The 24048-nt window shown below is 42.4% G+C and carries 24 protein-coding genes; 7 read left to right on the top strand and 17 right to left on the bottom strand.

Going from position 1 to position 24048, the window contains the following annotated elements:
• Positions 1 to 381: 381 nt before the first annotated feature.
• The gene (locus AC57BQ_RS21135) at positions 382 to 1050 is read left to right on the top strand and encodes a DUF4844 domain-containing protein (protein WP_496408144.1); all 669 of its coding nucleotides are present in this window, start codon (positions 382 to 384) and stop codon (positions 1048 to 1050) included.
• 79 nt (positions 1051 to 1129) lie between these two features.
• Here AC57BQ_RS21135 and AC57BQ_RS21130 read toward each other — a convergent pair whose 3' ends face one another.
• The gene (locus tag AC57BQ_RS21130) at positions 1130 to 2020 is read right to left on the bottom strand and encodes a PfkB family carbohydrate kinase (protein WP_496408143.1); all 891 of its coding nucleotides are present in this window, start codon (positions 2018 to 2020) and stop codon (positions 1130 to 1132) included.
• Positions 2021 to 2341: 321 nt separating this feature from the next.
• Here AC57BQ_RS21130 and AC57BQ_RS21125 point away from each other — a divergent pair, with 321 nt between their 5' ends.
• Entirely contained in the window at positions 2342 to 2743 is a 402-nt protein-coding gene (locus tag AC57BQ_RS21125; protein WP_496408142.1) for an EthD family reductase, read from the top strand.
• 593 nt (positions 2744 to 3336) lie between these two features.
• Here AC57BQ_RS21125 and AC57BQ_RS21120 read toward each other — a convergent pair.
• The 3 genes from AC57BQ_RS21120 to AC57BQ_RS21110 all read right to left on the bottom strand — a co-directional run bounded on the left by AC57BQ_RS21120 (position 3337) and on the right by AC57BQ_RS21110 (position 6836).
• Complete coding sequence (locus AC57BQ_RS21120; protein ID WP_496408141.1) at positions 3337 to 4074, bottom strand: MauE/DoxX family redox-associated membrane protein; 738 nt, start codon at positions 4072 to 4074, stop codon at positions 3337 to 3339.
• A gap of 106 nt (positions 4075 to 4180) precedes the next feature.
• Complete coding sequence (locus AC57BQ_RS21115) at positions 4181 to 4753, bottom strand: helix-turn-helix domain-containing protein (RefSeq protein ID WP_496408140.1); 573 nt, start codon at positions 4751 to 4753, stop codon at positions 4181 to 4183.
• Positions 4754 to 4889: 136 nt separating this feature from the next.
• Positions 4890 to 6836, bottom strand: coding sequence for a vWA domain-containing protein (locus AC57BQ_RS21110; RefSeq protein ID WP_496408139.1), 1947 nt, complete (start codon positions 6834 to 6836; stop codon positions 4890 to 4892).
• A gap of 170 nt (positions 6837 to 7006) precedes the next feature.
• Here AC57BQ_RS21110 and AC57BQ_RS21105 point away from each other — a divergent pair, with 170 nt between their 5' ends.
• The gene (locus tag AC57BQ_RS21105; RefSeq protein ID WP_496408138.1) at positions 7007 to 7579 is read left to right on the top strand and encodes an RNA polymerase sigma factor; all 573 of its coding nucleotides are present in this window, start codon (positions 7007 to 7009) and stop codon (positions 7577 to 7579) included.
• Positions 7569 to 8954, top strand: coding sequence for a carboxypeptidase-like regulatory domain-containing protein (locus tag AC57BQ_RS21100; RefSeq protein WP_496408137.1), 1386 nt, complete (start codon positions 7569 to 7571; stop codon positions 8952 to 8954). The genes AC57BQ_RS21105 and AC57BQ_RS21100 overlap by 11 nt, the downstream gene beginning before the upstream one ends.
• A 66-nt stretch (positions 8955 to 9020) precedes the next feature.
• On the opposite strand, the gene AC57BQ_RS21095 is transcribed toward AC57BQ_RS21100, so the two are convergent.
• The 8 genes from AC57BQ_RS21095 to AC57BQ_RS21060 all read right to left on the bottom strand — a co-directional run bounded on the left by AC57BQ_RS21095 (position 9021) and on the right by AC57BQ_RS21060 (position 16185).
• Entirely contained in the window at positions 9021 to 9752 is a 732-nt protein-coding gene (locus tag AC57BQ_RS21095) for a DUF4197 domain-containing protein (protein WP_496408136.1), read from the bottom strand.
• Between the two features lie 41 nt (positions 9753 to 9793).
• Complete coding sequence (locus AC57BQ_RS21090; RefSeq protein ID WP_496408135.1) at positions 9794 to 10804, bottom strand: inorganic phosphate transporter; 1011 nt, start codon at positions 10802 to 10804, stop codon at positions 9794 to 9796.
• A gap of 20 nt (positions 10805 to 10824) precedes the next feature.
• Entirely contained in the window at positions 10825 to 11475 is a 651-nt protein-coding gene (locus AC57BQ_RS21085; protein WP_076371689.1) for a DUF47 domain-containing protein, read from the bottom strand.
• A gap of 47 nt (positions 11476 to 11522) precedes the next feature.
• Positions 11523 to 12587, bottom strand: a complete 1065-nt coding sequence (locus AC57BQ_RS21080; protein ID WP_496408134.1) for a sensor histidine kinase — start codon at positions 12585 to 12587, stop codon at positions 11523 to 11525.
• A 9-nt stretch (positions 12588 to 12596) separates the two neighbouring features.
• A complete protein-coding gene (locus AC57BQ_RS21075; protein WP_496408133.1) occupies positions 12597 to 13295 on the bottom strand; it encodes a methyltransferase domain-containing protein in 699 nt (232 codons plus the stop codon).
• A gap of 18 nt (positions 13296 to 13313) precedes the next feature.
• Complete coding sequence (locus AC57BQ_RS21070; RefSeq protein ID WP_496408132.1) at positions 13314 to 14438, bottom strand: NAD(P)/FAD-dependent oxidoreductase; 1125 nt, start codon at positions 14436 to 14438, stop codon at positions 13314 to 13316.
• A 3-nt stretch (positions 14439 to 14441) separates the two neighbouring features.
• Positions 14442 to 15551, bottom strand: a complete 1110-nt coding sequence (locus tag AC57BQ_RS21065; RefSeq protein WP_496408131.1) for a type III polyketide synthase — start codon at positions 15549 to 15551, stop codon at positions 14442 to 14444.
• Between the two features lie 97 nt (positions 15552 to 15648).
• The gene (locus AC57BQ_RS21060; protein ID WP_496408130.1) at positions 15649 to 16185 is read right to left on the bottom strand and encodes a YceI family protein; all 537 of its coding nucleotides are present in this window, start codon (positions 16183 to 16185) and stop codon (positions 15649 to 15651) included.
• A gap of 154 nt (positions 16186 to 16339) precedes the next feature.
• On the opposite strand from AC57BQ_RS21060, the gene AC57BQ_RS21055 reads away from it, so the two are divergent.
• On the top strand, positions 16340 to 17224 hold the full coding sequence (locus AC57BQ_RS21055) for a UbiA family prenyltransferase (RefSeq protein ID WP_496408129.1): 885 nt from the start codon (positions 16340 to 16342) through the stop codon (positions 17222 to 17224).
• Positions 17225 to 17227: 3 nt separating this feature from the next.
• Here AC57BQ_RS21055 and AC57BQ_RS21050 read toward each other — a convergent pair whose 3' ends face one another.
• The 5 genes from AC57BQ_RS21050 to AC57BQ_RS21030 all read right to left on the bottom strand — a co-directional run bounded on the left by AC57BQ_RS21050 (position 17228) and on the right by AC57BQ_RS21030 (position 21477).
• Positions 17228 to 18538: a carbohydrate porin gene (locus AC57BQ_RS21050; protein ID WP_496408128.1), complete on the bottom strand. Its 1311-nt coding sequence runs from the start codon at positions 18536 to 18538 to the stop codon at positions 17228 to 17230.
• A gap of 36 nt (positions 18539 to 18574) precedes the next feature.
• The gene (locus AC57BQ_RS21045; RefSeq protein ID WP_496408127.1) at positions 18575 to 19228 is read right to left on the bottom strand and encodes an HD domain-containing protein; all 654 of its coding nucleotides are present in this window, start codon (positions 19226 to 19228) and stop codon (positions 18575 to 18577) included.
• A 129-nt stretch (positions 19229 to 19357) separates the two neighbouring features.
• Positions 19358 to 19597: a helix-turn-helix domain-containing protein gene (locus tag AC57BQ_RS21040; RefSeq protein ID WP_090469878.1), complete on the bottom strand. Its 240-nt coding sequence runs from the start codon at positions 19595 to 19597 to the stop codon at positions 19358 to 19360.
• Between the two features lie 203 nt (positions 19598 to 19800).
• Complete coding sequence (locus AC57BQ_RS21035; RefSeq protein WP_090469882.1) at positions 19801 to 20298, bottom strand: hypothetical protein; 498 nt, start codon at positions 20296 to 20298, stop codon at positions 19801 to 19803.
• Positions 20299 to 21477 (bottom strand): THUMP domain-containing class I SAM-dependent RNA methyltransferase, encoded by a 1179-nt coding sequence (locus AC57BQ_RS21030; protein ID WP_496408126.1) that lies wholly within the window; start codon positions 21475 to 21477, stop codon positions 20299 to 20301.
• 90 nt (positions 21478 to 21567) lie between these two features.
• Here AC57BQ_RS21030 and AC57BQ_RS21025 point away from each other — a divergent pair, with 90 nt between their 5' ends.
• A complete protein-coding gene (locus tag AC57BQ_RS21025; protein WP_090469888.1) occupies positions 21568 to 21936 on the top strand; it encodes a DUF3127 domain-containing protein in 369 nt (122 codons plus the stop codon).
• Between the two features lie 289 nt (positions 21937 to 22225).
• Positions 22226 to 24034, top strand: a complete 1809-nt coding sequence (locus AC57BQ_RS21020; protein WP_496408125.1) for a sensor histidine kinase — start codon at positions 22226 to 22228, stop codon at positions 24032 to 24034.
• The last annotated feature ends 14 nt before the right edge of the window (positions 24035 to 24048 follow it).

Below are 24048 nucleotides of genomic sequence, written 5' to 3'. Positions count from 1 at the left end.
TCAATTGCCGCTAAGGCTGTTACTTTGTCTTGATACAAAGTAACCAAAAATCAAGTCATCAGAAATGCTTCTTTGCCGCACGAGGCTTTTACCCCGCAAATCAGTCAGAACCACGGGCTGCAATTATTTTGCCCCACTTCGTTCGCCCGATTCCCAACGCTTCAGCAAAAACTTGCTATGCCCCTGCAACCGCACAGGCCAGCATTGTTCTGCCTAATTTCGCCCGAAGCTTATCTGCTGACGGGGAAGAAAAATATTTTTATTATTTTACGTGGAGATACAGAACCCCTTTATTGAAGATTGTAAGAAAATTGTAGCTTTAAAACTAATTCGAACAAACCGTCACTGATGATTTAAATGTTCGAATTAATATGCCGTAATATGTCACAACTAAACGAACTACAATTAGAGGCGTTTTTGAAATTTAAAAATCGCGATAAATTTTCAATAGCATCCTGGAATGAAAGAGGGCTAAACCCATCAAGTGATGAAATGAGTGTTGTTTTAAATGGCGTATTTAACTCATGTGCGAGCCAGTTAATGGATGCTATTAATAATAATGCATCAAAAAAGCAGTTGCAAGAAATTTTAAAATCTAATTTATTGTTACTAAACAAAAGGGATTATGATACCGAAGAACGTGAATTCATTTGCAGTCTTTTTGGAGAACTATCTGAAAATATCAACATTGATTTTAGCGATAAATTAAACAAATGGCTATATGGATCTTTATTGACAACTCTTTCTAAAATTCGAAATATCTTTCAGCCAACTAAACTTATTGATACATTAATCCAGCCTTGCGGTAGCTGCGGTACAGAACTTGAATCTTATATAATAAAAGCAGACGCGGGGATTCCGGAAACAGATTGGTTAATCGTAAAATGTAATAATTGTGGTGAATTTAACTTAATATCTATTGGAGCGGGAGTGAAAGAATTAAAATTTGGAAATTATCAATGGATTGAAAATGTAAGAATGGCGGAATTTACTTATGAGCAAGCTATCATACGGGTTAATCAGTTGAAATTCAAGAAAAATAAATTTTGAGCCACTTTGGTTTAAAGTTTAAATGAACACCGAAAACAATTCGTTATTCGACTATGGTCCATGGTCTATCAACCATTCACTATAAACAGCAAACGTTTTTCTCACCCACTTCCTGCAAATTCAGCACATCTTCTTTAGTACCGGTAAACGGTCCTGATGATTCTATTTTAAAGCTGGCCATGGCGGCTGCAAATTCGCCTGCTTCCTGGAACGAAGCGCCTTTTGTGCGCTGGTATAAGTATCCGGCCATATAGGTATCGCCGCAACCGGTAGCATCAACAACAGCTGTAGGGATATAGGCAGGCACATTGTAAAAAAGACCATCGGCATAAATTACGGAGCCCATGCTGCCCAGGGTGATCACTACCTCTTTCACGCCCCAGTCGGCTAGTACTAAGGCGCCTTTTTTAATATCTGTCAATCTGGTCAAGGCTTCCAGTTCGTGCTCGTTCACCTTTAAAATATCGATGTATTGCAGGGCTTCTTTTTTGGCAGGCCAGTCAACGGGGATCACGTTTTTATCTTCCACCTTGCGTAAATAACCTTGTGCATCCAACGATACCCTGCCGCGGCTGCTTAGCTCTTTGATGAGGCTAACCGGGATATCATCGGCCAATAAGGGACCTAAGTGAAAGATCTGGGCGTCGATGCCTTGTAGTTGTTCAACAGTAAAAGGATCGGCTTTCTGGAGCACGCGTTGGGTACGGTGGTCCTGGTTGCCCGAGTAAATATTTTCGAAATATACGGTATGGGCGCAGGTAGATACATGAACCTCGGTACCCTTGGCGCGTAAAGCTTCAACCGTTGGCATTTCGTTTTCGGCAAGCGAGGTGACCAAGGTATAGCTCACATCCATATTCCGGATGGCGCTTGAAAAGTAAAAAGATGTGCCACCAGCCATGTGTTTAACCGCCTGTGGTGTCACCACTTTATCCAAAGTAATATGCCCTATGCAACAGATATCGTACATGTAATTCCCCTTTTATAAAAAATTGCCCATGATGTTTTATATCCGGAGCAAACCGCAAAGGTAGATAATAAGATGGTTTTTAAATGTATAATGCTGGTTACATGCAAAAAAATGACATATAGTGGGTAGTTTTAGAATGGACCTTTAGCTGTTTAACTGGCGAATGAACCTTAACCTGCCATGGGTGTAATGTTCCCGGGTGTCAGCACATAATAGGTGAAAGTCAACATTTTACGGATCGGTTATTTTCGTCACCATCGAAAATTAGGTTGATCCCGGCTTTTTTCAATACCTTTAAATTTAACCTTAAAAGCCTATAAAATGAAAACAAAAGCTATTTTAATGCTCCTGTTTTTGGGCCTTTCTGTAAGTTGCCTGCAAGCTCAAACTACAGATGCGCCCAAAGTAAAAAAAGGAATGATCAAAGTAACCGTTCTTTATCCCAATGGTGAAGGAAAAACCTTTGACATGGACTACTACACCAAGAACCACATGCCCCTGATGGCGAAATTCTTTAATCTCAAAATTTACGCTATTGATAAAGGCATATCAAGCGGGACGCCTGGCACACCGGTTCCGTTCCTGGCCATTGGGTATTTGTATTTCGATAAGCTTTCTGACTACGAAACCGCCCTTGCAAAACATTTGGACGAAATCAGGGCTGATTTTCCGAAGTACACTAATATCACGCCACTTATCCAGATCAGCGAGGTGGTGCAATAGCGCCCGGATAGTAGTAAGGTTGGCGGATTAATTCCAAAAACTTATTCATAGATTTAAGCCACCTAAACAGTGGCTTTTTTTATTACCCATCATGGCTTTAATAATTATTTTAATAGGAACCTACATCATTTATTTAATAAACAGGAAAAAATTTATAGGTAAAACCAATGCGCAAAAAGTAGCAAAATTGGGTGTTTATGCTTTAGGGATGATTATAGGCATGTTTATCTTTTTTGAGATATTGCACATCATAAAATACCATTCATTTAATTAAATTCAAACGGAGACACTACCGCCTGGTCTGGATATTGCGTATATTTGTATATATAAACAGCCCGGTTTTCCGCTCAAAAAGGAAAACCGGGCTGTTCTGTTAAGAAGAAATCGAGCCCAAAAATCGACTGTTTTATAGATAGTTATTTGAATATCAGCAATTTGATACTTTTTAAACCGTGTTAAAATTTGTTAAAAAGTGTTAAAATCGATGGTTTTGAATGAATTTTGAGCAGTTTTCGATGCGTTTTAGCCCTGTTTTTAGTTAAAAAAGTGTTAAAATAAAGCTTTAAAAAGTTTTTAGGTAACCAAAGAGTTTCTTAAAGGATAGTCACCAAAGTGATCCCGCTCATCATAATCATCAGGGCATCCTCCACAATAGTAACGGTGCTCATAGGCAGGTTAAAAACCGCACCGAGACAGGCACACTGAATTTTGCGTTTGTTCAGCACACTTTGCAGCACACCGACCAAACTTACCGTCATCACCACAAAGGTGATCGCATTTACCGCAAAAGGCTGAATACCCAGCGCGAAAGCCAGGCCTAATCCCAGCTCAACAAAAGCATATATATAGCCCCATGCCCTAAAGTGTTTGGCTACAATGTCATACATCGAGTAGCTATCGGCAAAGCCCTGCAGGTTAAGCAGTTTAAAAAAAGAGAAAGTGAGGAAAAAGCCGCTCATAAATATGCGCATGGCGGTCATGGTCATAAACCCATGCTCCATATACCCTGCTATAATAGCTATGGTTAAAATATAGCCGAAAATGAGCAATATGGGTTTATAGGTAGCCAGCCAGGTACGGTTTTCAGTATCCTCCATCTCCATGCTCATGGTGTGGGTATGCTGTGCTTCGCTAAGCTGATATTTGGGATAGTCTTTTAAGGCATCCTGCAGTACCGTGGTTGGGATATGCTGCGCCGTGGTGATATCGGCAGCACCTTCGGCAAGGGAGATATCTACCTTTTGTACATCCTTTACTTGCGAAAGCAAGGTTTCAACTTTATGCTGACAACCGCTGCAGGTCATGCCGGATATTTGATAAGTATGTGTCATGATTTGTAAGATTAAATTGATAACACAAATTTACTCACAGCACAGCCGGCAGGCCTTACAGAATTATGGATGGTTGTTATAAGATTTTTATCGGGAAAGAGGTCGTTTAGACATCGTCGATGTTTTTGCGGCCATGCTTTTGTAGGCTCTTAAATTGCGATGGCGTCATCCCGGTTACCTGTTTAAATTGGGCCGAAAGATGCGCCACGCTGCTGTAACCTAACTGATAAGAGATCTCTGACAGGCTCAACTCATTATAGATGAGGAGTTCTTTGACCTTTTCAATTTTTTGGGCGATGTAATATTTTTCTATCGTAGTGCCCTCTACTGATGAAAACAGATTGCTCAGGTAGCTGTAGTCATGGTGCAAATGATCGGCCAATATGGCCGAAAGTTTTAGTGGGTTAGAGGTATCGGTATAGTGCACCAGCTTAATGATCTCTGTTTTTATTTGCTCTATCAGTCGGCTTTTCTGGTTATCTATCAGTTCAAAACCCAGGGATGTGAGGGATCTTTCCAGTTCTTTAAGCTGTTGTGCTTCCGGGCCTTTTTTTAACGTTACTTCGCCAAGTTCCACGTTTAAAGGCTCCAGGCCAACTTTTTCCAGTTCGGTTTGTACCGCCATTTTGCAGCGGTTACATACCATGTTTTTGATGTACAGTTTCACAGGATCATTCATGTTTTGTAAAGCTATACATAAATTTAGGGTACAACAAAGCCCCTGCATGGGCAGGGGCTTTGTTTACAGAAAGGTGATACAGGCCGGCCACGCATTCCCCCCCTTACCGATCCTGTATCCCTGGTTCTGTATTATTTTATTGATCGTCGTCGGCTGCCAAAACCTTATTGTTAGGGCTCAATAGCTTGGCGCTTTCAGCCAGTTTAATGAACTCTGCACGGTAACCTTCGCTGTCGTCACCTTTGGCGGCACGGGCCATTTTGATGGCCTGGCCGTAGGTGGAATTTTGTTTGAATTGCGAATCGCGCAGCAACATGCCAAACTCAGCTACAGCAGCCGCAAACCTAAAATCGGTTGATGTGGAATTTAGGGCTACCGGCTTGTCATACACCTCCACATGGCTCATTTTACTTACTGATGAGGTAGGTTGTTTGTACCGGAACTTGATGGTCAGCATCTCATCAGATGTGCTGGAATACGGTACAGGTTTAGGTTTTTGATATTTAAGCGGATCAACGCTGCCCGAATAATCATCTTTAACACCGGCGGGTACTATCTCATAAAAAGCCGTTACAGTATGGCCAGAGCCCATATCACCGGCATCTTTTTTATCATTGTTAAAATCCTCCTTGTTCAGGGCGCGGTTTTCGTAACCCAGCAAACGGTAAGCCTGTACTTTGCCCGGGTTAAATTCTACCTGTAGCTTTACGTCTTTTGCAATGGTGAACAGGGTGCCGCCAAACTCGCTGATGAGTGTTTTGCGGGCCTCGGTAATATTATCAATGTAGGCATAGTTACCATTGCCTTTATCGGCCAGGGTTTCCATTTTGCTGTCTTTATAGTTGCCCATGCCAAAACCCAAAACAGATAGGGATATGCCGCTTTCACGTTCTTTCTCAATCAGTTTTTCCATATCGTCGTCACTGGATACGCCTACGTTAAAATCGCCGTCGGTAGCCAGCATTACCCGGTTATTGCCGCCTTTCATAAAGTTTTCCATAGCGATTTTGTAAGCCAGCTTAATACCCGCGCCACCGGCTGTTGAGCCGCCAGCCTGTAAGTTATCAATGGCATTGTTAATGGTGGTCTTTTTATCGCCTGATGTTGCAGGTAATACCACGCCCGCGGCACCCGCATATACTACAATGGCTACCCTGTCTTGTGGGCGCAATTGGTTAACCAGCATTTTTAAGGACGATTGTACCAGCGGTAATTTGTTAGGTTCATACATCGACCCGGAAACGTCAATTAAAAATACCAGGTTGGAGGCTGGTAGTTTATCATTAGCAATGGTTTTGGCCTTTAAGCCGATACGTAACAAGCGGTGATTACTGTTCCACGGTGCGGCAGATAGTTCGGTATGTATGGCAACCGGTTCATTATTAATTGGGCCAGCAATATTGTAATGAAAGTAATTGATCATTTCCTCAATCCGTACCGCATCGGCCGGTGGCAGTTGACCATTGTTAATAAAACGCCTTACATTGCTGTACGATGCCGCGTCAACATCGACAGAAAAGGTAGATAATGGCTCGCTTTCAACGGTTTTAAACCCATTTTCGTTAATGCCTTTATAGCTTTCAGTGTTCTCCGGCGGTGAGGGCATCATTTGTATTGGGCTCATCTGGACAGATTTGTTGTAATGCCTTACGTTTTTGCTGACGGCCACCCCAGCTACTGGTGCAGAATACATTTTATCGGCGACAGCTGAATTGACAGTAGCAACTGCGTTAGTTACATTGCTTTTGTATTGTGTGGGGTAACCTACTACCTCCACTTCATTAAGTAGCTGGTTAGATGCTTTCAGGTGAACATTCAACGTATTGCTTTTGCCAATCTTTATGGTTTGCGATTCAAAACCTACAAAGCTGAAAGTAAGATTGCTTTTGCCTTCGGGTACATCAATAGTATAATGGCCTTTGATATCGGTCTGTGTACCTCGATTGACGCCGGTGATGATTACCTGTGCACCGGGCAGCACCTGGTTGTTATCATCATAAACCGTTCCGCTGATGTGGCGGTTGGTGGCAGGCTTAAACCCGGTTAAGCCCGCGAATATTAAAATGAATAGTAGCTGTTTCATTTGATAATTATTGATTTACTGATTTAGTGAATTAGTGATTTTTATACCTACAGAACCTCATCTGCATATTTGCACATCTGAAATCTGCACATTTGCTTTCATTTTAATAAGGATGTTACAGCAGCTTAATTTCCATAAACGATATAAAAAATTTATTTTGGCACTGTTTAATGACCAATTTTATCAAACCAAATAAACTAAGCTCATCAACTGACGCCGAACTGTTAGCTGTTTACCGTGATAACGGTGATATTGCTGTTTTAGGGCAGCTGTATGAAAGGTATATGCCTTTGGTTTATGGTGTTTGCCTAAAATACCTTAAGGATGAAGAACAGGCTAAGGATGCCGTAATGGGGATATTTGAGGAACTGGTTATTAAAGTAAAACAACATGACATCAGCATATTCAGGAGTTGGTTGTATGTATTGGGGCGCAATTATTGCTTGATGCAGTTAAGGGCCGGTAAAAAATTAGAAGTAGTTGCTTTGGACGAGGTTATGGAATTTACCCCGCTTTTGCATCCTGATGATAATAACCGTGAAGAAGCTTATAAAGCTTTGGAGCGTTGTATTGATAAACTAACCGGGGCGCAGCAGCAAAGCATCGATCTTTTTTACTTAAAAGAGAAGTGTTATAAAGAGGTGGCTGATATAACCGGGTTTAGTTTAAATGAAGTGAAAAGTTATATACAAAATGGCAAAAGGAATTTGAAAATTTGCCTGGAGAAGAACAGTGAACAATAAAAAAGCCGACATATCGCAGATCAGGAAGTACCTTAACGGGGAGCTTAATGCTACGGCCATGCACCAATTGGAGCGCGAAGCACTTGACGATCCATTTTTGATGGATGCCCTGGAAGGTTATGAAGCTACCTCGAAAGATCAGCAGGGGAACTTGCAGGAACTGGCAGATCGCCTGCAGGAACGTACCGCCGAAAAAAGAGGCCGGGTTATTTCATGGAAAATATGGTCGATAGCAGCATCGGTTTTAGTGATATTAACTATTGGTGGATTATGGCTCAAAAACTCATCTCCTGCACCCGAAAAAGCAAGAGTGGCCGATGTGGTGCAACAAACCAAGGCCGACAAGACACAAGCTGTACCACTTAAAGATACCGTAGCGGCGCCAAATCAACCTGCCACTCATCCTGAAGCATTGGTGACCCAAAGTATAAAACCAGCGCCTGTAGTGAAAGAGGCTATTAAGCAGCCTGTTGCCCAACCCAATGATAAGGCCGTTTATCAACAGGAAATATCTGCTACGGATAATAAACAAGCTGCAACACCTTCTGCGACTGATTATGCATCTAAGCAACCGGCCCCTATAGTTTTGCGGGAGGTTAAAACTCAGGCCAATAAAACCGATAATACCCAGCAGTTAAGTGAGACGGTGGTAATGGGCTATACTTCGCAAAGTAAAAAGGATAGCCTGGATAATGTGATAGCTCTGAGAAGATCAAAGACACCAAAAGTCTTTGGTTCATCCGCGTTGCCCGGAAAGGTGGATGGCTTAACTGTGATCCCGGCAGATTCAAAATCACAAGCCGAAGCCAGCCGGATAACAGGCATTATTATTTCAAAGGGTGATGGTTCGCCGGTTATCGGGGCCGCCATACGTATCAAAGGAACCAATAAATCAACCGTAACAGATACCAATGGTAAATTTGCCTTGTCGGCCTCGCCTGTTGCTAACGAAACGCTGGATATTGCATCCATAGGTTATGAGCGCAAACAAATAAGCGCGAAAGTAGGAGATAGTTTGAGGGTTGAGCTTAAGGATGCTTCCAACTCGCTTAACGAGGTTGTGGTAACTAAAAAAGATGGTGACCCAACTGAACCAATACAGCAAAATGCAAAACCAGAAACCGGCTGGAGCAGCTTTAAAAAATACTTGCAAACCAATGCGACTTTACCCGATGGTACCACCGGCAATGTAAATATAAGTTTCACCGTAGGCGCCGACGGATCATTAAGTGATTTTAAGGTCAAAAAAAGCCTGAACGCTGTAGCTGATCAAAAAGCTATCGACCTGATCAAAAATGGCCCTTCATGGATCGGGAATAATAACCACAAAGCCGAAACGGTTACTGTAAAGGTGAAATTCCAGACGCAGAAATAGGAAACAAAAAAAGCGATGGGTTTTTCCATCGCTCCTTCGTTTATAATAATGCTGCTTATCGGGCTTTTACTTCTTATTCTTATCAGCAAAAGAAAATATCTTTTGCAGTAGTGGTGTGGTGCGGGCACCTAAATTGGAACGAATGTTCAGTTCTTCCTTAGCTATTTCAACAAATAAACCCGAGATAGCTTTTTGGGTAGCATAATCACTGATATCCGGGTTCAATTTTTTTACAAAAGGGACTTTATTATAGGCCTTTGCAGCATCAGTATAATACTTGGTAGCATTGGCTTTGTTTAGGCTGGTTTGTATAACCGGTTTAAATTTAGCAGTTAATTGGGGAGTAGTAGCACGTTCAAAATATTGGGTGGCTGCATCCGGGTTACCCATCAAAATATTGGTTACATCTTGCAGCGTCATATGCTTAATGGCATCTACAAAAATGGGCTTAGCTTGTTTGGCAGCGTCTTCGGCAGCGCGGTTAAGCGATAATATCACATTATCACAAAGTTTGCCCATACCCAGGCTGCGCAAAGTTTTTTCGGCCTTTTGAGCCTCTGGCGGAAAAAGTATTTTAACCGCTGCATTGCCAAAAAAGCCGTTAACGGCCGATAACTGGTCTGAGCTTTTGCCTGTGGCTATTTCAAGCGCCTGCTTAAGGCCATTGCCTATCTCTAAATTGGTTGGTATGGTTTGGGCCGATGGTACTGCAGCTTGTACAGTCTGATTAAGGGTGTCGCAGCTGGCTAATGTTATAAATGCCAGCAAACCGGTAATTACTAAAAACTTTGTTCTCATAGTGGTTAAATTTAGTAAAAAACGCAGGCAATAAAAAAAACTTATCCGATGATGTGTATGAGTGCAAATACACCAGCGGCGATAAGGGCAGATATAGGTATGGTAATGATCCAGGCCCAAACCAGGTTAATGGTTACGCCCCAGCGTACTGCCGAAACACGTTTGGTTAAACCTACACCAATAATTGAACCTGTGATAGTATGTGTGGTTGATACCGGGATACCAAATCTTTCTGTGATGAACAAGGTAACAGCACCTGCAGTTTCGGCGCTTACACCCTCCAATGGAGTTACCTTAGTGATCTTGGAACCCATAGTTTTTACAATTTTCCAACCACCAGACATGGTTCCTGCTGCAATAGCGGTATAGCAAGCCAATGGGATCCACTCGGGCATTGGGGCACCGGTTTTAATGATATTAGAGGTAACCAGGGTTACATATAATATCCCCATTACCTTTTGAGCATCATTACCGCCATGCGCAAAACTTAAGGCTGCTGCCGATACCAATTGCAGTCTTTTAAACCAGCGTTCGGCAACCGCTGGCCGTGCCTTTTTACATATATGCAGTATCAGGATAGTAATGATATAAGCGATAAGCAAACCGATGAATGGCGCTAAAACAATATACGCTATAATGGTGAGCACATAATGCGTTTCAATAGCACTTAACGGATTGGCATGCATGTAAATAGCGTTAGCCATACCCGCACCGGCAAAACCACCGATAAGCGTGTGCGACGAACTGGAAGGGATACCAAACCACCAGGTTATTAAATTCCATGATATAGCAGCAATTAAGCCTGCCAGTATCACATGAATGGTTACAAAGTGTTCTAATACAATTTTGGAAACCGTATTGGCAACTTTATGATCTTTGATAAAAAAGTATGCTGCGAAATTAAATACTGCCGCCATCAGCACCGCCTGGAAAGGCGTTAATACTTTGGTAGATACTATAGTGGCAATGGAGTTGGCTGCATCGTGAAAGCCATTGGTATAATCAAAAATAAGTGCCAGGGCAATTACGACAACAAGTAGGGAGGTAACCATTTAGTGATGATTAAGTATGCTTAAGCGTTTTTAACTAAAATTGATTCCATAACGTTTGCCGCGTCTTCGCACATATCGGTAGCAGTTTCAAGCGCGGCAAGTATTTCTTTGTATTTGATAAGGCGGATAGCGTCTTTTTCATAAAGGAAAAGATCGGCAACGGCGCGGTCAAATACATAATCGGCCTGGTTTTCCACACTGTTTATCCTGATGCATGAGTCGGCAATATTACGTACGTTCCTGAGGTCTTTTAATTCCTTTACAGCTTTTTCCAGGTCGATGCTGGCTTGTAATATCAGGTCAGACAGCTTGCGGATATGCTCATTAAAGTCATCTATCTTGTAAAGACTCATGCGGTTAGCAGCCCCATGAATATAATCAGCTACGTCATCAATAGCGGTAGCCAGCGCGTGTATATCTTCGCGGTCAAACGGGGTGATAAAGTTTTTGCCCAGTTCCAGGTATATCTGGTGGGTTAACTCATCGCCTTTGTTCTCTAACTTATCTATTTGTTTGTAAAGCTCTTCCTGTGTTGCAGGATTGTTAGAGTTAACAGCCTCAACCAATACGGTAGCCATAGTAACTACATTGCTTGCCGCCTGCTCAAATAAGGGGAAAAATATTTTCTTGTCCTTGGGTACAAAGTATTGGAATATGCTGTTAAGTGACATAATGCTTTAAATTGGGGTAAAGGTACGTTTGCTATGTTAAGTTAGTGTTAACTTTTCAACACTGGTATATTGGGTAAATGTAAGGCTTGTTTGGCAATTTGCAGTGTAAAACCAAAGGTTGAACCAAGGCCCTCGGTGCTGCGCACATTAATGGTTTGCTGGTGCGCCTCGATAATATGTTTTACAATGGCCAACCCTAAGCCTGAGCCGCCAATTTGCCTTGAACGACTGCTATCGGTACGGTAAAAACGCTCAAATAAGCGTGGTAAAAACTTTTCTTCGATGCCGATACCATCATCAGTTACTTCAACCAGCACCTGGTCATGCAGTACAAACAGACTAACTGAAGTGCTGCCTTCTTCCTTGCCATACTTAAAGGAATTGTCGATAAGGTTAACCAGTACCTGGCGTATTTTCTCCCGGTCGGCATATACTAAAATGCCTTCGTCGTATTTTTGTTTAAATATTAATTTAATATGGTATTGCTTGCCTTTGATCTCCAGTGACTCAAAAACTTCTTTGATGAGATCATTGATCTTGAATTTGCTGTAATTGATGGGTATTTCGCCCGATTCCAGTTTGGAGATCTCATCCAGATCCTTGATCAGATAACTTAGGCGATCCACATTTTTAGAGGCTTTGTCTAAAAATTGGCGGGCCATGTCGCGATCATCGAAATCATCATCCTGCAGAGCCTCAATATAACCTTGTATGGCAAAAAGGGGCGTTTTGAACTCATGCGATATATTGGACAGGAAGTCGCGGCGGAATTTTTCCTGTTTGCGCAGTTCGTCTATCTCGATCTTTTTTTGTTTGGCCCATTCCTTCACTTCTGATTCCACATCGTTGATCGGGTTGGCGCTTACATGTTCGCCAAGAGCATCACGCAGATCGCGGCCCAGCTTTAAATTATGGATGAGTTTATAGATCAGCTTAATGCGCGAATAAATGTATTTTTCAATCAGGTAATAGAAAACCACATAGCTGGTAATGAGCGTAGCCAGGAAGGTTACCATAACATCGTACCACTTGTGCTGAAAATAAAAGTTAACGGCTGATAGCGTAATTGCCACGCCCAGGGCGGTTATTAAAACCAGTACACGCAAATTCATATCGTAAAGTTACGATTTGTAGATGATTAACTGCCAGCGGAATGGCCAATGCCATGTTAAATTATAGTTATCAATTTCTGCATTTTTTAATAAGGCAATAAGTTCGGCTTTTTTGAAGGCGCGTTTTACTGACAACGGCCCATCGTTACGTGCCATTTTGCTCCGGGTAAAAACATGGGTTATCACTATAATAGCATAGTACAATAACCAATGGCGGTGCAGATCGGTAATGATGATGCCTTTGCGGGCAGATTCCTGCATGTTTTTGATGAGCCTTACCCACAGTTCATCATCAAAATGATGGGTGAACAGGCTGCTGATAATGATATCATAGGTTTTGATCCGATCCGTATCGGTAATAACATCTGCCTGTAAATAGTTGATATTAGTAAATCCAGCCGATTCCTGGCGGGCAAAACTAACAGCAGCAGGCGCGGCATCGATACCGGTTAAATGCAGTTGTAAATTGTTTTTAGCGGCCCATTTGGCAATAGCAATTAAAGCATCACCTCCACCGCAACCCCAATCACTCATGGAATAGCCGGTGCGTACAGGGAAGTTTTTCAATGCTTTTATCAGGCTTTTATGCCCGCCCAGTAAGGCGTTTACTTTACCTAAGCCGGCTAACACCGGGTTAATCTCACTGGCAGGCAGATCAAAATCGTCCATTATTTCGGCATCGGAGGCGCGTATGGTTAAATCAGGCATATAGTGAATACGTCGGTATCAGGCAAAAGGTTTGCCATGCGTTTGACTGATCAAGAACCGGGACACCGGAGGCAGGCCATTCAGGATATTTAAAGTTAGCGCCGTAGTGTTGTTATTGCCAAATAAGCGTTGCAACTGCCGGCCAACCCAAAGGCGCCGGGCAAATTCCTTATTCCAACTGTGGGTATAATCGGCTTCTAATGCCGCGCGTTTATCGGCAGTAAATGTTGCAGGCTGATAATGGGCGATGATCTTTTCGGATAATATTTTGGCCGAGTGGATGGCCATGGTCATCCCGTTGCCGCAAAGCGGGGCTATCATGCCGGCGGTATCGCCGCTCATGAGGATGTGATCTTCAACGGGGGCCTTTTTTTCGAAGGAGATCTCATTGATCACTTCGGGTTTTTCCAATAGAAACTCAGCGCGGCTAAAAATATCATCCAAGTATGGGTTCTTGCGGATCACGTTCTGCTCCAGGGCTTCCAACGTGCCATATTTGCGGAGATCATCCCGGTGAGCCATGTAGCACATGCAGTAACGGTCGCCATCGGTTTTACTTACACCGCAATACCCGTCTTTATAGTTATTGAGTTGGATAAGATCATCCGGAAAATCCATCCGTACGTGAAACTTGACGGCCAGGTACGGACTGCGTTTATAAAAGAAAGGGCGTTTTAGTTTTTGATCGAGATTGGATCGCTTACCAAATGAACCTATCACCAGCGGTGCGGTCAAAATATTACCGGGTGTAAGCACTTCAAAATGCTCATCAATAAAACGGATATCTTCTACACGTGTGCCCGGCAGTACATTGACGCCCTCGGCCATGGCCTTATGGTATAAAAGATTGTCGAAAGTAAAGCGGCTCAGGCCAAAACCACCCAGATCAAGCTTTTGCGAGAGTTTGGTGCCGGATACCGCGGTTACCTCCAGGCGATTGATCCGGGCAACCTGTAAGGGTTCCAGGTCGATATTCAGTTTGTCCAGAAAGGGAATTACTTCGTTGGAGATGTATTCGCCGCATACCCGGTGCGTGGGGTATGTCTTTTTTTCGATGACAGTAACTTTAAGACCAGCCCGGTTCAATAAAATGGCATTGAATAAACCAGCCAAACCACCGCCGACTATAATTACATCGCTCATGATTTAATGCATTTCGAGTATCATTCCCTCAACAGTTAAACCTGGGCCAAAGGCAAAGCTCATGATCTTTTGTTCCTTGAGATTTTGAGCAGCAAGCATTTTTTGCAATACAAATAATATAGTGGCCGACGACATATTGCCGTATTCCTGCAAGGTTTGATAGGCAAAGGCATTGCTTTCTTCCGGGAGTTCCAACGCGGTTTCAACCGCTTCCAATATCTTGCGGCCACCCGGGTGCACGGCATAAGCGGTGATCTGCCCTGCATCCATTTTTACTTTATGTAAAAAGCGATCCATCAGGGCGCCGATATGTTTTTTGATCTGCTTGGATACCTTTGAAGTTAGTATCATCTCGAAACCGGTATCGCCAACGTGCCAGCCCATATCATCGCGGGCTTCGGTTACAAATTCGGTATAAAAGTTCTTTAAAGAAAAATAGGTTCCTGAACCCGAGCGGTTGGCGGTATTCTCCACCAAGACCGCTGCTGCGCCGTCGCTAAACAGGGAATTGGCCACCCAGTTATCAAGTGTGTTTGCTTTTTGAAAATGGAGCGTACACAGTTCAACGCTTACGATCAATACCTTGGCTTCGGGGTTGGCCCGGCAAATATAGTCGGATACTTTGAGCGCGTTGATGGCGCCATAACATCCCATAAAATTAATACAGGTGCGCTCCGTATCACGGTTAAGCGGTAACTTTTCAACCAGTTCAATATCAATACCGGGGGCATGCATGCCGGTACAGCTCACGGTGATTAGATGGGTGACTTGTTGTAAGATACCTTTGTCAAAATCGGCAAGACAATTTTGTACCGCTTTAATGGCAATGGCAATAGCTTCTTTTTCGTAGAGTTTAAGCCGTTCCTTAGTGCCTGGAAAAGGTTCCAGATCGGTTGATTGTTTAAAAAATGTATATTGAGATGGATCGCCGGCACCAAAATCCGGGATCACCGAATAGCGATGATCAATACCAGAGTGGTCATAAATGCTTTTCAGCCGGGCCGCGTTAGTTGCATCCAAGCCAAACGCGTTCACCATAAAATGGTAAATGTCGTTTTGAGCTATTCGATTGTCGGGATTGGCTATCCCAATGGCACTGATACAACTATCCATTTATATTATTATTGTTTTAGTATCAAGTATCAAGATTTTTGATAATCCTGCGTGAAAAACGCTTCGGTCATGATACTTGATACTAGCTACTTATATACTACTTGCTGATCTCGGTGTTTACCGCAACCGTGGCCTCGTCTGCCAGCACCATGCTGTTGCCGCCTACGCCAAAATCCTTGCGGTTTACTTTAAAGCTACCATTAAACACCGCGGTATTACCCGTTTCGGTATAAGTAAAAGGTACCTCTATCAGTTTTGTTTTGTCTTTTATAGTTACGTTAAAACTACCGGTATAGTTGTCTCCGCTTTTATGTTTAAATGATACCGACTTTAGCGTGATCTTTGGATAAGTAGCTATATCAAAATAATCAGTGCTTTTCAGGTGATTATCACGCATCTCGTTATCCGTATTAACCGTGGCGGTTTCAACCGAGGCTGTAATGTTGCTACCGGCAAGGTCTGCAGGTTTAAACTGTACATCGGCTTGCAAACCATTAAAAACGCCAGTACAACTGATACCCATGTTTTTAATTTTAAAGCTAATGGCCGATTTGGTGACCGTTGTTTTTACCTGTGCAAAGCTGTTAACTACTAAAAAAGCTAAAACTGCGGCGATATAAATTTTTTTCATCATGAATTACGAACGTACTTTCAAACATAACATTTTATAAGGCACCATTTTTTACATTCGTAATCTACAAGGCAACCATGTTTACTATTATTACGTTAATGAGAGTGCGAAGGGTTGCCTTCCTTGTTTAATAATATTTATCATAATTGCCCAATAAATGAACCTGAAACAGCTAATACCTACCCGATCGGCATGGGCGCATCTGCGTTTTGTGTTTTCTGTTTTTTTGCTCCCGGTGTATCTGTTTGCTTTTAGCCAGGCAGATGCTGTTCATTTTTGGCCGGCAATTTTGGTTTTTTTTATCTGGCACTTACTGGCCTTCCCAGCAAGTAACGGTTATAATAGTTATTTTGACCGCGACGAGGAAAGTATCGCCCTGCTGGCTAAACCGCCTGAGGTGGATATCAGTTTGTATTATTTTTCGATACTGCTGGAGATAGCGGCCTTTTTACTGGGCTTCCTGATCAGTTGGGAATTTGCCTTTTCGGTTTTGCTTTACGGTATTATGTCAAAACTGTACAGCCACTCCTCCACGCGATTAAAAAAATATCCCATTATTAGTTTTTTAACGGTTTTCTTTTTCCAGGGGGCATTTATTTACTATACCACTTATTCGGCGCTTGCTGGATTAAGCCTTTTCAGGCATTGGGATATTGGTTTTGCTGTGGCCGGGGCTATATGCTCCTGCCTTATCGGGGCATCATACCCGCTTACCCAGGTTTACCAACATGCGGAGGATAGTCGTCGCGGCGATCGCACGATAAGTTTGTTGCTGGGTTATAAAGGCTCGTTTATTTTTTCGGGTGCACTATTTGCCCTGGGGATAGCTTTATCTTATTATTACTGGCACTTGGCAGGGCAGATGCTGAATTTTTACTTTTTTCTGCTTTGCGCCCTGCCTATATTTTTGTTTTTTAACTACTGGTTTTATAAGGTTGGCCAATCAACCGAGAACGCCGATTATAAAAATGCCATGCGCATGAACTTTTTAAGCTCCGGGTGTATGTTGCTTTATTTTGGGGTGCTGGCGATATTTGGTTAGATGTTAAAACTCTACGTGCGCCCTTAACGATAATACATTTACCGGGCCGCGGTCTTTATTGTAGGCCGGATTCACAATAAACTGGTAATCGGGTGTGAGCCAAACTTTCTTTTGGTAAGCATTTATTTTATAGTACAATTCCGCTATCAGCTCGTGTCCGTAATTCAATTTGCCATCGCCAATAATAAAACCATAGCCTCCGGCTGCCAGGTAATTGCGATGTGGCGCTGATAGTCCATTAGCTACAAAGGCCAAAGCCAGTTCGTCATCACCACGTTTCCAGGAAGTACCTTTAAGTACGCCTCCAAAACTTAATGAGCGATCGATCTCGGTAAAATACCAGGTTTCGGTTTTGCCATCGTTATAGCTTACTTTGGCAAATACCCCAAAATCTTTACTCAGGTACTGATCGGCACTGATGCCAAAACCATATTTGTGCTTGCCATAGGTAAGGTTGGTATCAACTACTGGGTTCACCGGGTTTTGTGCCAGGGCCTGGCTGTAAGTGCCCATTTTGCCATTATTCCTGAAACCTAATACCCGCACAGTACCTTTGTTACCATTGATGGTATAACGGCGCTCATACTCCAGTGTTTGGGTATTAGCATGGCCTATTTTGGCATCCCAGATGGCGCCATTAGCTGTAGTGGTCGACATGGTGAAGGCAAAACGCAGTGTCCAGTTAGGCTGACCCAATTCCAGGTGTGAACCCAAAACGTAGCCGCGCGTATTGGCCGGATAATCCCAGGCGCCGTTATCCATCAAGGCCCAGTTCATGAATTGTGAGCGCGGGTCATGACTAAACTCATTGCCGTCATAAAAATCGGCCATGCCAAATTTACCAACGGTAAAGGAAAAGTAGCGTTTACTTTTTAAGCCGGCCAATTGGTTGTTATCATCAGTCAGCGTGTCTTTTTCTTTACCCCATTCAAAATTCTGGGTAAAGTAAAGACGGGCGATATAAATTTTAGGTTCCGCAGCGCCTACCCTAAACGTTTCGCCGTTAGGAAAGCCCGCCACGCCCAGGGTTTTGCTCAGGCCCGATCCTCCCGAGAGTTCGGGATTAAAGAAAGCTTGTGCCCCTTTCCATAACCGGGCTGCACCAAAAAGGGTGGTGGTGATGGAACTTTGAGTTTCTGATTTGGTAAGCAAGCTGTTGGCACCGGTATAATCGGCGCCAAATGATGGCTTGTATTGGGTAATAACAGTTTGCTGGAAATGGAGATTAAAACGCTGTTGTTTTAGGGTATCCTGCGCAAATACAAATAAGGTAATGTTCAGCAGGAGAGTAGTTAGCAGTATCGTTTTTTTCATCAACCTCAAATTTTGCGCAAAGAAACTAAACTTTATTTAGTTTACAATCCCACATTCCGTATAAAATTGTTTTAAATAGGCTTCCATAAAATCATGCCGTTGCTGAGCCAGTTTCTTACCGGTGGAGGTATTCATTTTATCTTTTAGCAATAACAGCTTTTCATAAAAATGGTTGATGGTTGGGGCCGATGTATTTTTATATTCCTCCTTACTCATATTCAGGTTAGGTTCAATTTCGGGATTGTACAGTTCCCGCCCCTTAAAGCCACCATAAGTAAAAGCCCGGGCAATGCCAATGGCACCGATAGCATCCAAACGGTCGGCATCCTGTACAATAGCCAGTTCGGGGGAGTGAAAAGTGAGTTTATCAAAGCTTGATTTGAACGACATGTGCCGGATGATCTGCTGTACATGCTCAACCACGGCTGCATCTACATGCATGCTTTGCAGGTAATTGCCGGCGGTACGCGGACCTATTTCCTCGTCGCCATTGTGGAATTTACTATCGGCAATGTCATGCAACAAGGCTGCAAGTTCAACCGTAAGCAGATCGGCATTTTCTGTTTGCGCTATCAATTTGGCATTAACCCAAACCCTTTGTATATGCCACCAGTCGTGGCCACCTTCGGCATTTTTAAGTGTTTCGCGTACAAATTGTACGGTTGCATCAATCAGTTCACTGTGTTCCATCAGCCAAAAATAAGGAAAAAGCTTAATGGAGCGAAAAGCTTAAAGCCTAAAGCTCAAAGCAAAAAGAACAGCACCGTTGGCTATAAAAAAAGGAAAGCATTAGGCTTTCTGCCTTTAGCTTTCAGCTTATCAGGCGGCTGCCACTTTTTCGGTCTCAATCAGGTCATGAACATCCGAGCCTAATATGGCGGCTATTTGAAAAAGCCGTTCAACCGTTATTTTAGTATAGCCCAGTTCAATTTTACTATAAGCATTTTGCGATATACTTAACTTTGCTGCAAGATATTCCTGCGTATAATTCAGGCCCTCCCGGGTATTTCTGATATTGGCCGCAATCGCCTTTATTTTGAAATTCAGCATCTCTTTCATTTACGTAATATATTGGTTATCTATACCTAACGAAATTAATGGGCAGATGGATTTCTATTTTTTATTTTTAATTGAATTTTTTTTAACTGGTTAAATGTATTGCCTGAAAGATTAAAGCGGGAAGGTGGAAAATAGGGAAGCAAAAACAAAGCCCATGATCATTGAATTGATCATGGGCTTTGTCAGTTAAAAACTGATGGTTATTATTCCGGTATATCGTAGCTTACAACAACTGTTGGTAACAGGGTGGCATACTCCAATGGTACCTGGTTGTAAGATATAATGGGTTTGCGCTGGCTGTAAAATTTGTAAGCCTCTTTGATAGTTGCATTACTGGCCATAGCCGGCGGATTAAAGCTGATAGAAAACGGGATAATGAAATCGTGTAATTTCTCATGATCAGGGATCACCCATTTGTGATTTGATTTTTTTAGTGCTTCAATAATGGGCAGGGTTAGCACATAATCATCAGCATAATAAACAATTATTTTTTTGATGGTGCCCTTTTCATCGGCCGTAAATTTAAATACAGCTGTGCCGCTGGCTTTCTTTTTGATGATCTCAGGCGATACTTTCAGGCTATCCCTGAAAAAGCGGGTCATTACAGCGCCGCCGCCCTGAAACGGAAATGCCAGTTCGGTTTGTGCCTTGCAGTAAGCTGATAATAAAATAGCAGCGGACAATAATATGATCTTCTTCATTTATACTTCTACTTCTTTTGGTTCTCTTTTGCTGCCTTCATACAGCTCATATTCCAGTAAACGGCAATCCAGCTTACCATTGTAAAATTCAATTCTGCGCGACGGGCGAAGACCGATCTTTTTAGCCAGATCGGGATTGCCCGTGAAAATATAGCCCCGGTATCCCAGGCATTTCTTTTTCATAAAATCGCCCATACGTGCATAGGTGGCTTCCAGTTTGGAGTGTACACCCAGGCGTTCGCCGTATTCGGGATTAAACATCACGATGCCCGCATCTTCAGGAACTTCGGTGTCTGCAAAATCACAAACGTTAAAATCTATCAAATGGTCTACACCAGCGGTTTTTGCGTTTTTTTGTGCGATGTCAACCGCATCGGCAGATAGATCGGTAGCGATGATCTTAAATCCGGTCTCTTTTTTCGACTTATCTTTTAATTTACGGCGCTCGGTAAAAAATACCGTTTCATCGTAACCTAAAATATGCATAAAGCCATAGTTCATCCTGAACAGGCCCGGGCATTTATCGGTTGCCAGCAAAGCGGCTTCGATGGCCAGTGTGCCTGATCCGCACATGGGGTTGATAAATGTGCTTTGCCTGTCCCAGTTGGTAGCCATAACGGTTGATGCAGCCAAAGCCTCCAGCATTGGGGCTTTGCCCGGTATTTTGCGATAGCTGTGTTTGGCCAGTGTTTCGCCCGAGGTATCGATAAAAATATCGGCGTCGCTATCCTGCCAGTACAGGTGTATCAGCGTTTTGTTGGCTTCGGCACCCGAGTTGGGGCGTATGCCTTTTATGGATTTTATCCTGTCGGCAATGGCATCTTTTACCTTTACATTGGCAAACAGGGGGGTAAGGATATGTTCGTTATTTACATTTGACGATACCGAGAAATATCCGGCAAAATCAATCAGTTTTTCCCACTCAATGGTCACCAGCTCATTATAAAGTTGTGCGGGATCATCGGCTTTAAAGCTTTTTAGTAAATAGAGCACCTGGCTGGCGCAGCGCAGGTTAAGGTTAAGCGCAATGGTATCGGTTACGGTACCCTGAAGCTCAATCCCTGTCTGGAAAACACGGGTTGGTTTAAAACCCAGTGCCTCAACTTCCTGCTGCAGGTAAGGCGAAAGCCTTTTGTTGCATGTAATTACGATTTTACTCTCGGTGTGGAAAACTTGCATATTTATTTTGCGAATTTATAAATTAAAAACACCCTATTTTAATTTCTTATCTATTAACTTTACATTTTAAATTTTTTTGAGAAGATTATTATGGAAGTTAAAGGTAAGGTATATGAAGTGTCGCCAACAGTGCAGGTTACTGAGTCACTTAAAAAACGCGAACTAATACTTGAATATATTGAGAACCCTCAATATCCTGAATATTTAAAGTTTGAAGCTATACAGGACCGTTGCGCGCTGCTTGACGCTGTTAAAGTAGGCGATGATGTAGAAGTGTTTTTTAACCTGAAAGGCCGTCCGTGGACTGACAAATCAGGCAAAAAAAGCTATTTCAATTCATTACAGTTATGGCGTGTTAATGCACTGGCGGCAGGTGCCGGTAGCGCTACAACACCAGAATACGCAGCACCATCACCAGATATTGCCTCTTCGGCTGATGATGATGATCTGCCGTTCTAATTTCGCTGTGCGATAAGAAAGATATTATATCAATTTTAAAAAGATCCCTTTTTATATTAAAAGGGGTCTTTTTATATTTAGGCGTGTTTGATACTACCGCACATTATCCATATCTGCGTTTAACAGCTCTTCCCGTTTCATTTTTGTATATTGTATAATTCAGGCCATTTATGGCCCCGAAAAAAGGCAAAATGTTATATTTCAAAAGGTTATTGCCGCTGATAATTGTTAAAATTTGTTAAAAGGGACTGTTGTACGGTTATTTTAAAATAATTTTGCTTGTTAACAAATGAAGAAAAGAAGCATCGGTTTAATAATTGGGTTAATGGGTTTTGCACTGCTCGGTGTAATGGCCATGCAATTATATTTTTTACGGCAATCGTACCAGATGCAATCGGAATTGTTTGATCGCTCTGTAAACGAGGCGCTTAACAATGTGGTGTCAAAAGTGAGCAAGCAGGATGCCATGAACTTTTTAAATAACAAGGCACAGCGAAAGGTAAGCAACCCAGATGATGCCACTGTTGGAATAAAGGTGGTAAAAAATGATGCCAATAAACTATACCTGCCCAAAAGAAAAAAACAAAGCCTGCGCGAAAAGAAAATAGCCCTTTTACGTGATAGTTTGGAGCGGATGATCATGCATAAAAAGATGGATGATGAATTGGCTAATTTGCTACAGCAGGAAGGTACAGTTGATTTCCAGGTAAAGGTAGAAGAGTATACTGATGAGCTTGGGGTAGTGCACGGCCGGTTTACACCACAAATAGTGCGTACCCGTATCAGCGGTAGCATACGTACTAAAAAACTGCATAAATATGATACCTTGAGATATGTGTATATCGATCCTCAATTTGGAAAACAGCTGATTTCTGTGCCGCAAATAAATCCTTTATGGCAGCGCGAGCAGATCCGTAAACAAAAAGAACGACAGGTAGCGCAGATCAAGAAAATGCTGGAGACAGATTCGCTGCAAAACATAAATGTTGGTAAAAGTACCGTAATAGAGAATCTTGCCGAAGAATACCGTAAAACGGGCGAGCCACTGAATAAACGTGTAAATCCGTTTTGGATTGATTCTTTATTACGTTTTGAACTGCATGATAAAGGCATCAATTTGCCTTTTAGCTATGAAGTAACAACCGCCAGCAGCGATTCACTCATATTTTCAAGTGCTACTGATAACGATGGTAATAAGCCGGTGTTTATTGCTGCAAACACCTATCAAACCCGCATTTTTGGTAAAGATGTGATCAATGATCCAGGTAAGATCAAGTTAACTTTTCCTCAAAAAAATTCCTTGATATTGCGTAATATGACTGCCACTATGGGGACCTCCGGTGGATTATTAATGGTATTGATATTTTGTTTTGGTTATACTATCTTCTCGATCCTCAGGCAAAAAAAGGTATCAGAAATGAAGATCGATTTCATCAATAACATGACCCACGAGTTTAAAACCCCGGTGTCAACCATTATGATAGCCAGCGAAGCTTTAAAGGATGCTGAGATCGCCGAAGATAAAAGCCGGGTATCCCGTTTGGCTAATATTATTTTTGAAGAAAACGCCCGTTTGGGTAGCCATATTGAACGGGTACTCAATATCGCCCGTATTGAAAAGAACGATTTTAAGCTTGATAAAAAACCGTTGGATGTGAACGATATGGTAACGGTGGTAATAGATAGCATGGCGCTTAAACTGCATAAGTTTAATGCCAAAACCACGCTTGATCTCACTGCCGAAAACACAACGATCATAGCCGATGAATTGCACTTTTCGAACGTGTTGTACAACCTGGTTGATAATGCTATAAAATACAGTGCAGACGCACCAGACATTACCATAACAACATTGGTTAAAAACGGGCAGGTGCATATTCAGGTTGCCGATAAAGGCATAGGTATGAGCCGTGATCAGCAAACAAAAATATTTGAACAATTTTATCGTATCCCTACCGGGAACCTTCATGATGTGAAGGGCTTTGGCTTGGGCTTAAGCTATGTGAATACGATTGTAAAAAGATTGAACGGGGCAATAAGTGTAAGATCTGAAAAAGACAAAGGCTCGGAATTTGAGCTTAAGTTTTCGCAGGTATAAGAGATTTCAGACAA

It is taken from the genome of Mucilaginibacter sp. BGA-UO-ETr-C110 (assembly GCF_059567985.1).
Note: the sequence above shows the minus strand (reverse complement) of the source record. Positions and strands in the feature narration are given on the sequence as shown.

Bases quoted from the DNA above. Each gene is read 5' to 3' on its own strand.
- AC57BQ_RS21025 (WP_090469888.1), top strand. From the start codon at position 21,568: ATGGAAGTTAAAGGTAAGGTATATGAAGTGTCGCCAACAGTGCAGGTT.
- AC57BQ_RS21060 (WP_496408130.1), bottom strand. From the start codon at position 16,185: ATGATGAAAAAAATTTATATCGCCGCAGTTTTAGCTTTTTTAGTAGTT.
- AC57BQ_RS21095 (WP_496408136.1), bottom strand. From the start codon at position 9,752: ATGAGAACAAAGTTTTTAGTAATTACCGGTTTGCTGGCATTTATAACA.
- AC57BQ_RS21075 (WP_496408133.1), bottom strand. From the start codon at position 13,295: ATGCCTGATTTAACCATACGCGCCTCCGATGCCGAAATAATGGACGAT.
- AC57BQ_RS21040 (WP_090469878.1), bottom strand. From the start codon at position 19,597: ATGAAAGAGATGCTGAATTTCAAAATAAAGGCGATTGCGGCCAATATC.
- AC57BQ_RS21090 (WP_496408135.1), bottom strand. From the start codon at position 10,804: ATGGTTACCTCCCTACTTGTTGTCGTAATTGCCCTGGCACTTATTTTT.
- AC57BQ_RS21030 (WP_496408126.1), bottom strand. From the start codon at position 21,477: ATGCAAGTTTTCCACACCGAGAGTAAAATCGTAATTACATGCAACAAA.
- AC57BQ_RS21130 (WP_496408143.1), bottom strand. From the start codon at position 2,020: ATGTACGATATCTGTTGCATAGGGCATATTACTTTGGATAAAGTGGTG.
- AC57BQ_RS21120 (WP_496408141.1), bottom strand. From the start codon at position 4,074: ATGACACATACTTATCAAATATCCGGCATGACCTGCAGCGGTTGTCAG.
- AC57BQ_RS21135 (WP_496408144.1), top strand. From the start codon at position 382: ATGTCACAACTAAACGAACTACAATTAGAGGCGTTTTTGAAATTTAAA.
- AC57BQ_RS21085 (WP_076371689.1), bottom strand. From the start codon at position 11,475: ATGTCACTTAACAGCATATTCCAATACTTTGTACCCAAGGACAAGAAA.
- AC57BQ_RS21125 (WP_496408142.1), top strand. From the start codon at position 2,342: ATGAAAACAAAAGCTATTTTAATGCTCCTGTTTTTGGGCCTTTCTGTA.
- AC57BQ_RS21105 (WP_496408138.1), top strand. From the start codon at position 7,007: ATGACCAATTTTATCAAACCAAATAAACTAAGCTCATCAACTGACGCC.
- AC57BQ_RS21020 (WP_496408125.1), top strand. From the start codon at position 22,226: ATGAAGAAAAGAAGCATCGGTTTAATAATTGGGTTAATGGGTTTTGCA.
- AC57BQ_RS21055 (WP_496408129.1), top strand. From the start codon at position 16,340: ATGAACCTGAAACAGCTAATACCTACCCGATCGGCATGGGCGCATCTG.
- AC57BQ_RS21050 (WP_496408128.1), bottom strand. From the start codon at position 18,538: ATGAAAAAAACGATACTGCTAACTACTCTCCTGCTGAACATTACCTTA.
- AC57BQ_RS21080 (WP_496408134.1), bottom strand. From the start codon at position 12,587: ATGAATTTGCGTGTACTGGTTTTAATAACCGCCCTGGGCGTGGCAATT.
- AC57BQ_RS21115 (WP_496408140.1), bottom strand. From the start codon at position 4,753: ATGAATGATCCTGTGAAACTGTACATCAAAAACATGGTATGTAACCGC.
- AC57BQ_RS21110 (WP_496408139.1), bottom strand. From the start codon at position 6,836: ATGAAACAGCTACTATTCATTTTAATATTCGCGGGCTTAACCGGGTTT.
- AC57BQ_RS21065 (WP_496408131.1), bottom strand. From the start codon at position 15,551: ATGGATAGTTGTATCAGTGCCATTGGGATAGCCAATCCCGACAATCGA.
- AC57BQ_RS21035 (WP_090469882.1), bottom strand. From the start codon at position 20,298: ATGAAGAAGATCATATTATTGTCCGCTGCTATTTTATTATCAGCTTAC.
- AC57BQ_RS21045 (WP_496408127.1), bottom strand. From the start codon at position 19,228: ATGGAACACAGTGAACTGATTGATGCAACCGTACAATTTGTACGCGAA.
- AC57BQ_RS21070 (WP_496408132.1), bottom strand. From the start codon at position 14,438: ATGAGCGATGTAATTATAGTCGGCGGTGGTTTGGCTGGTTTATTCAAT.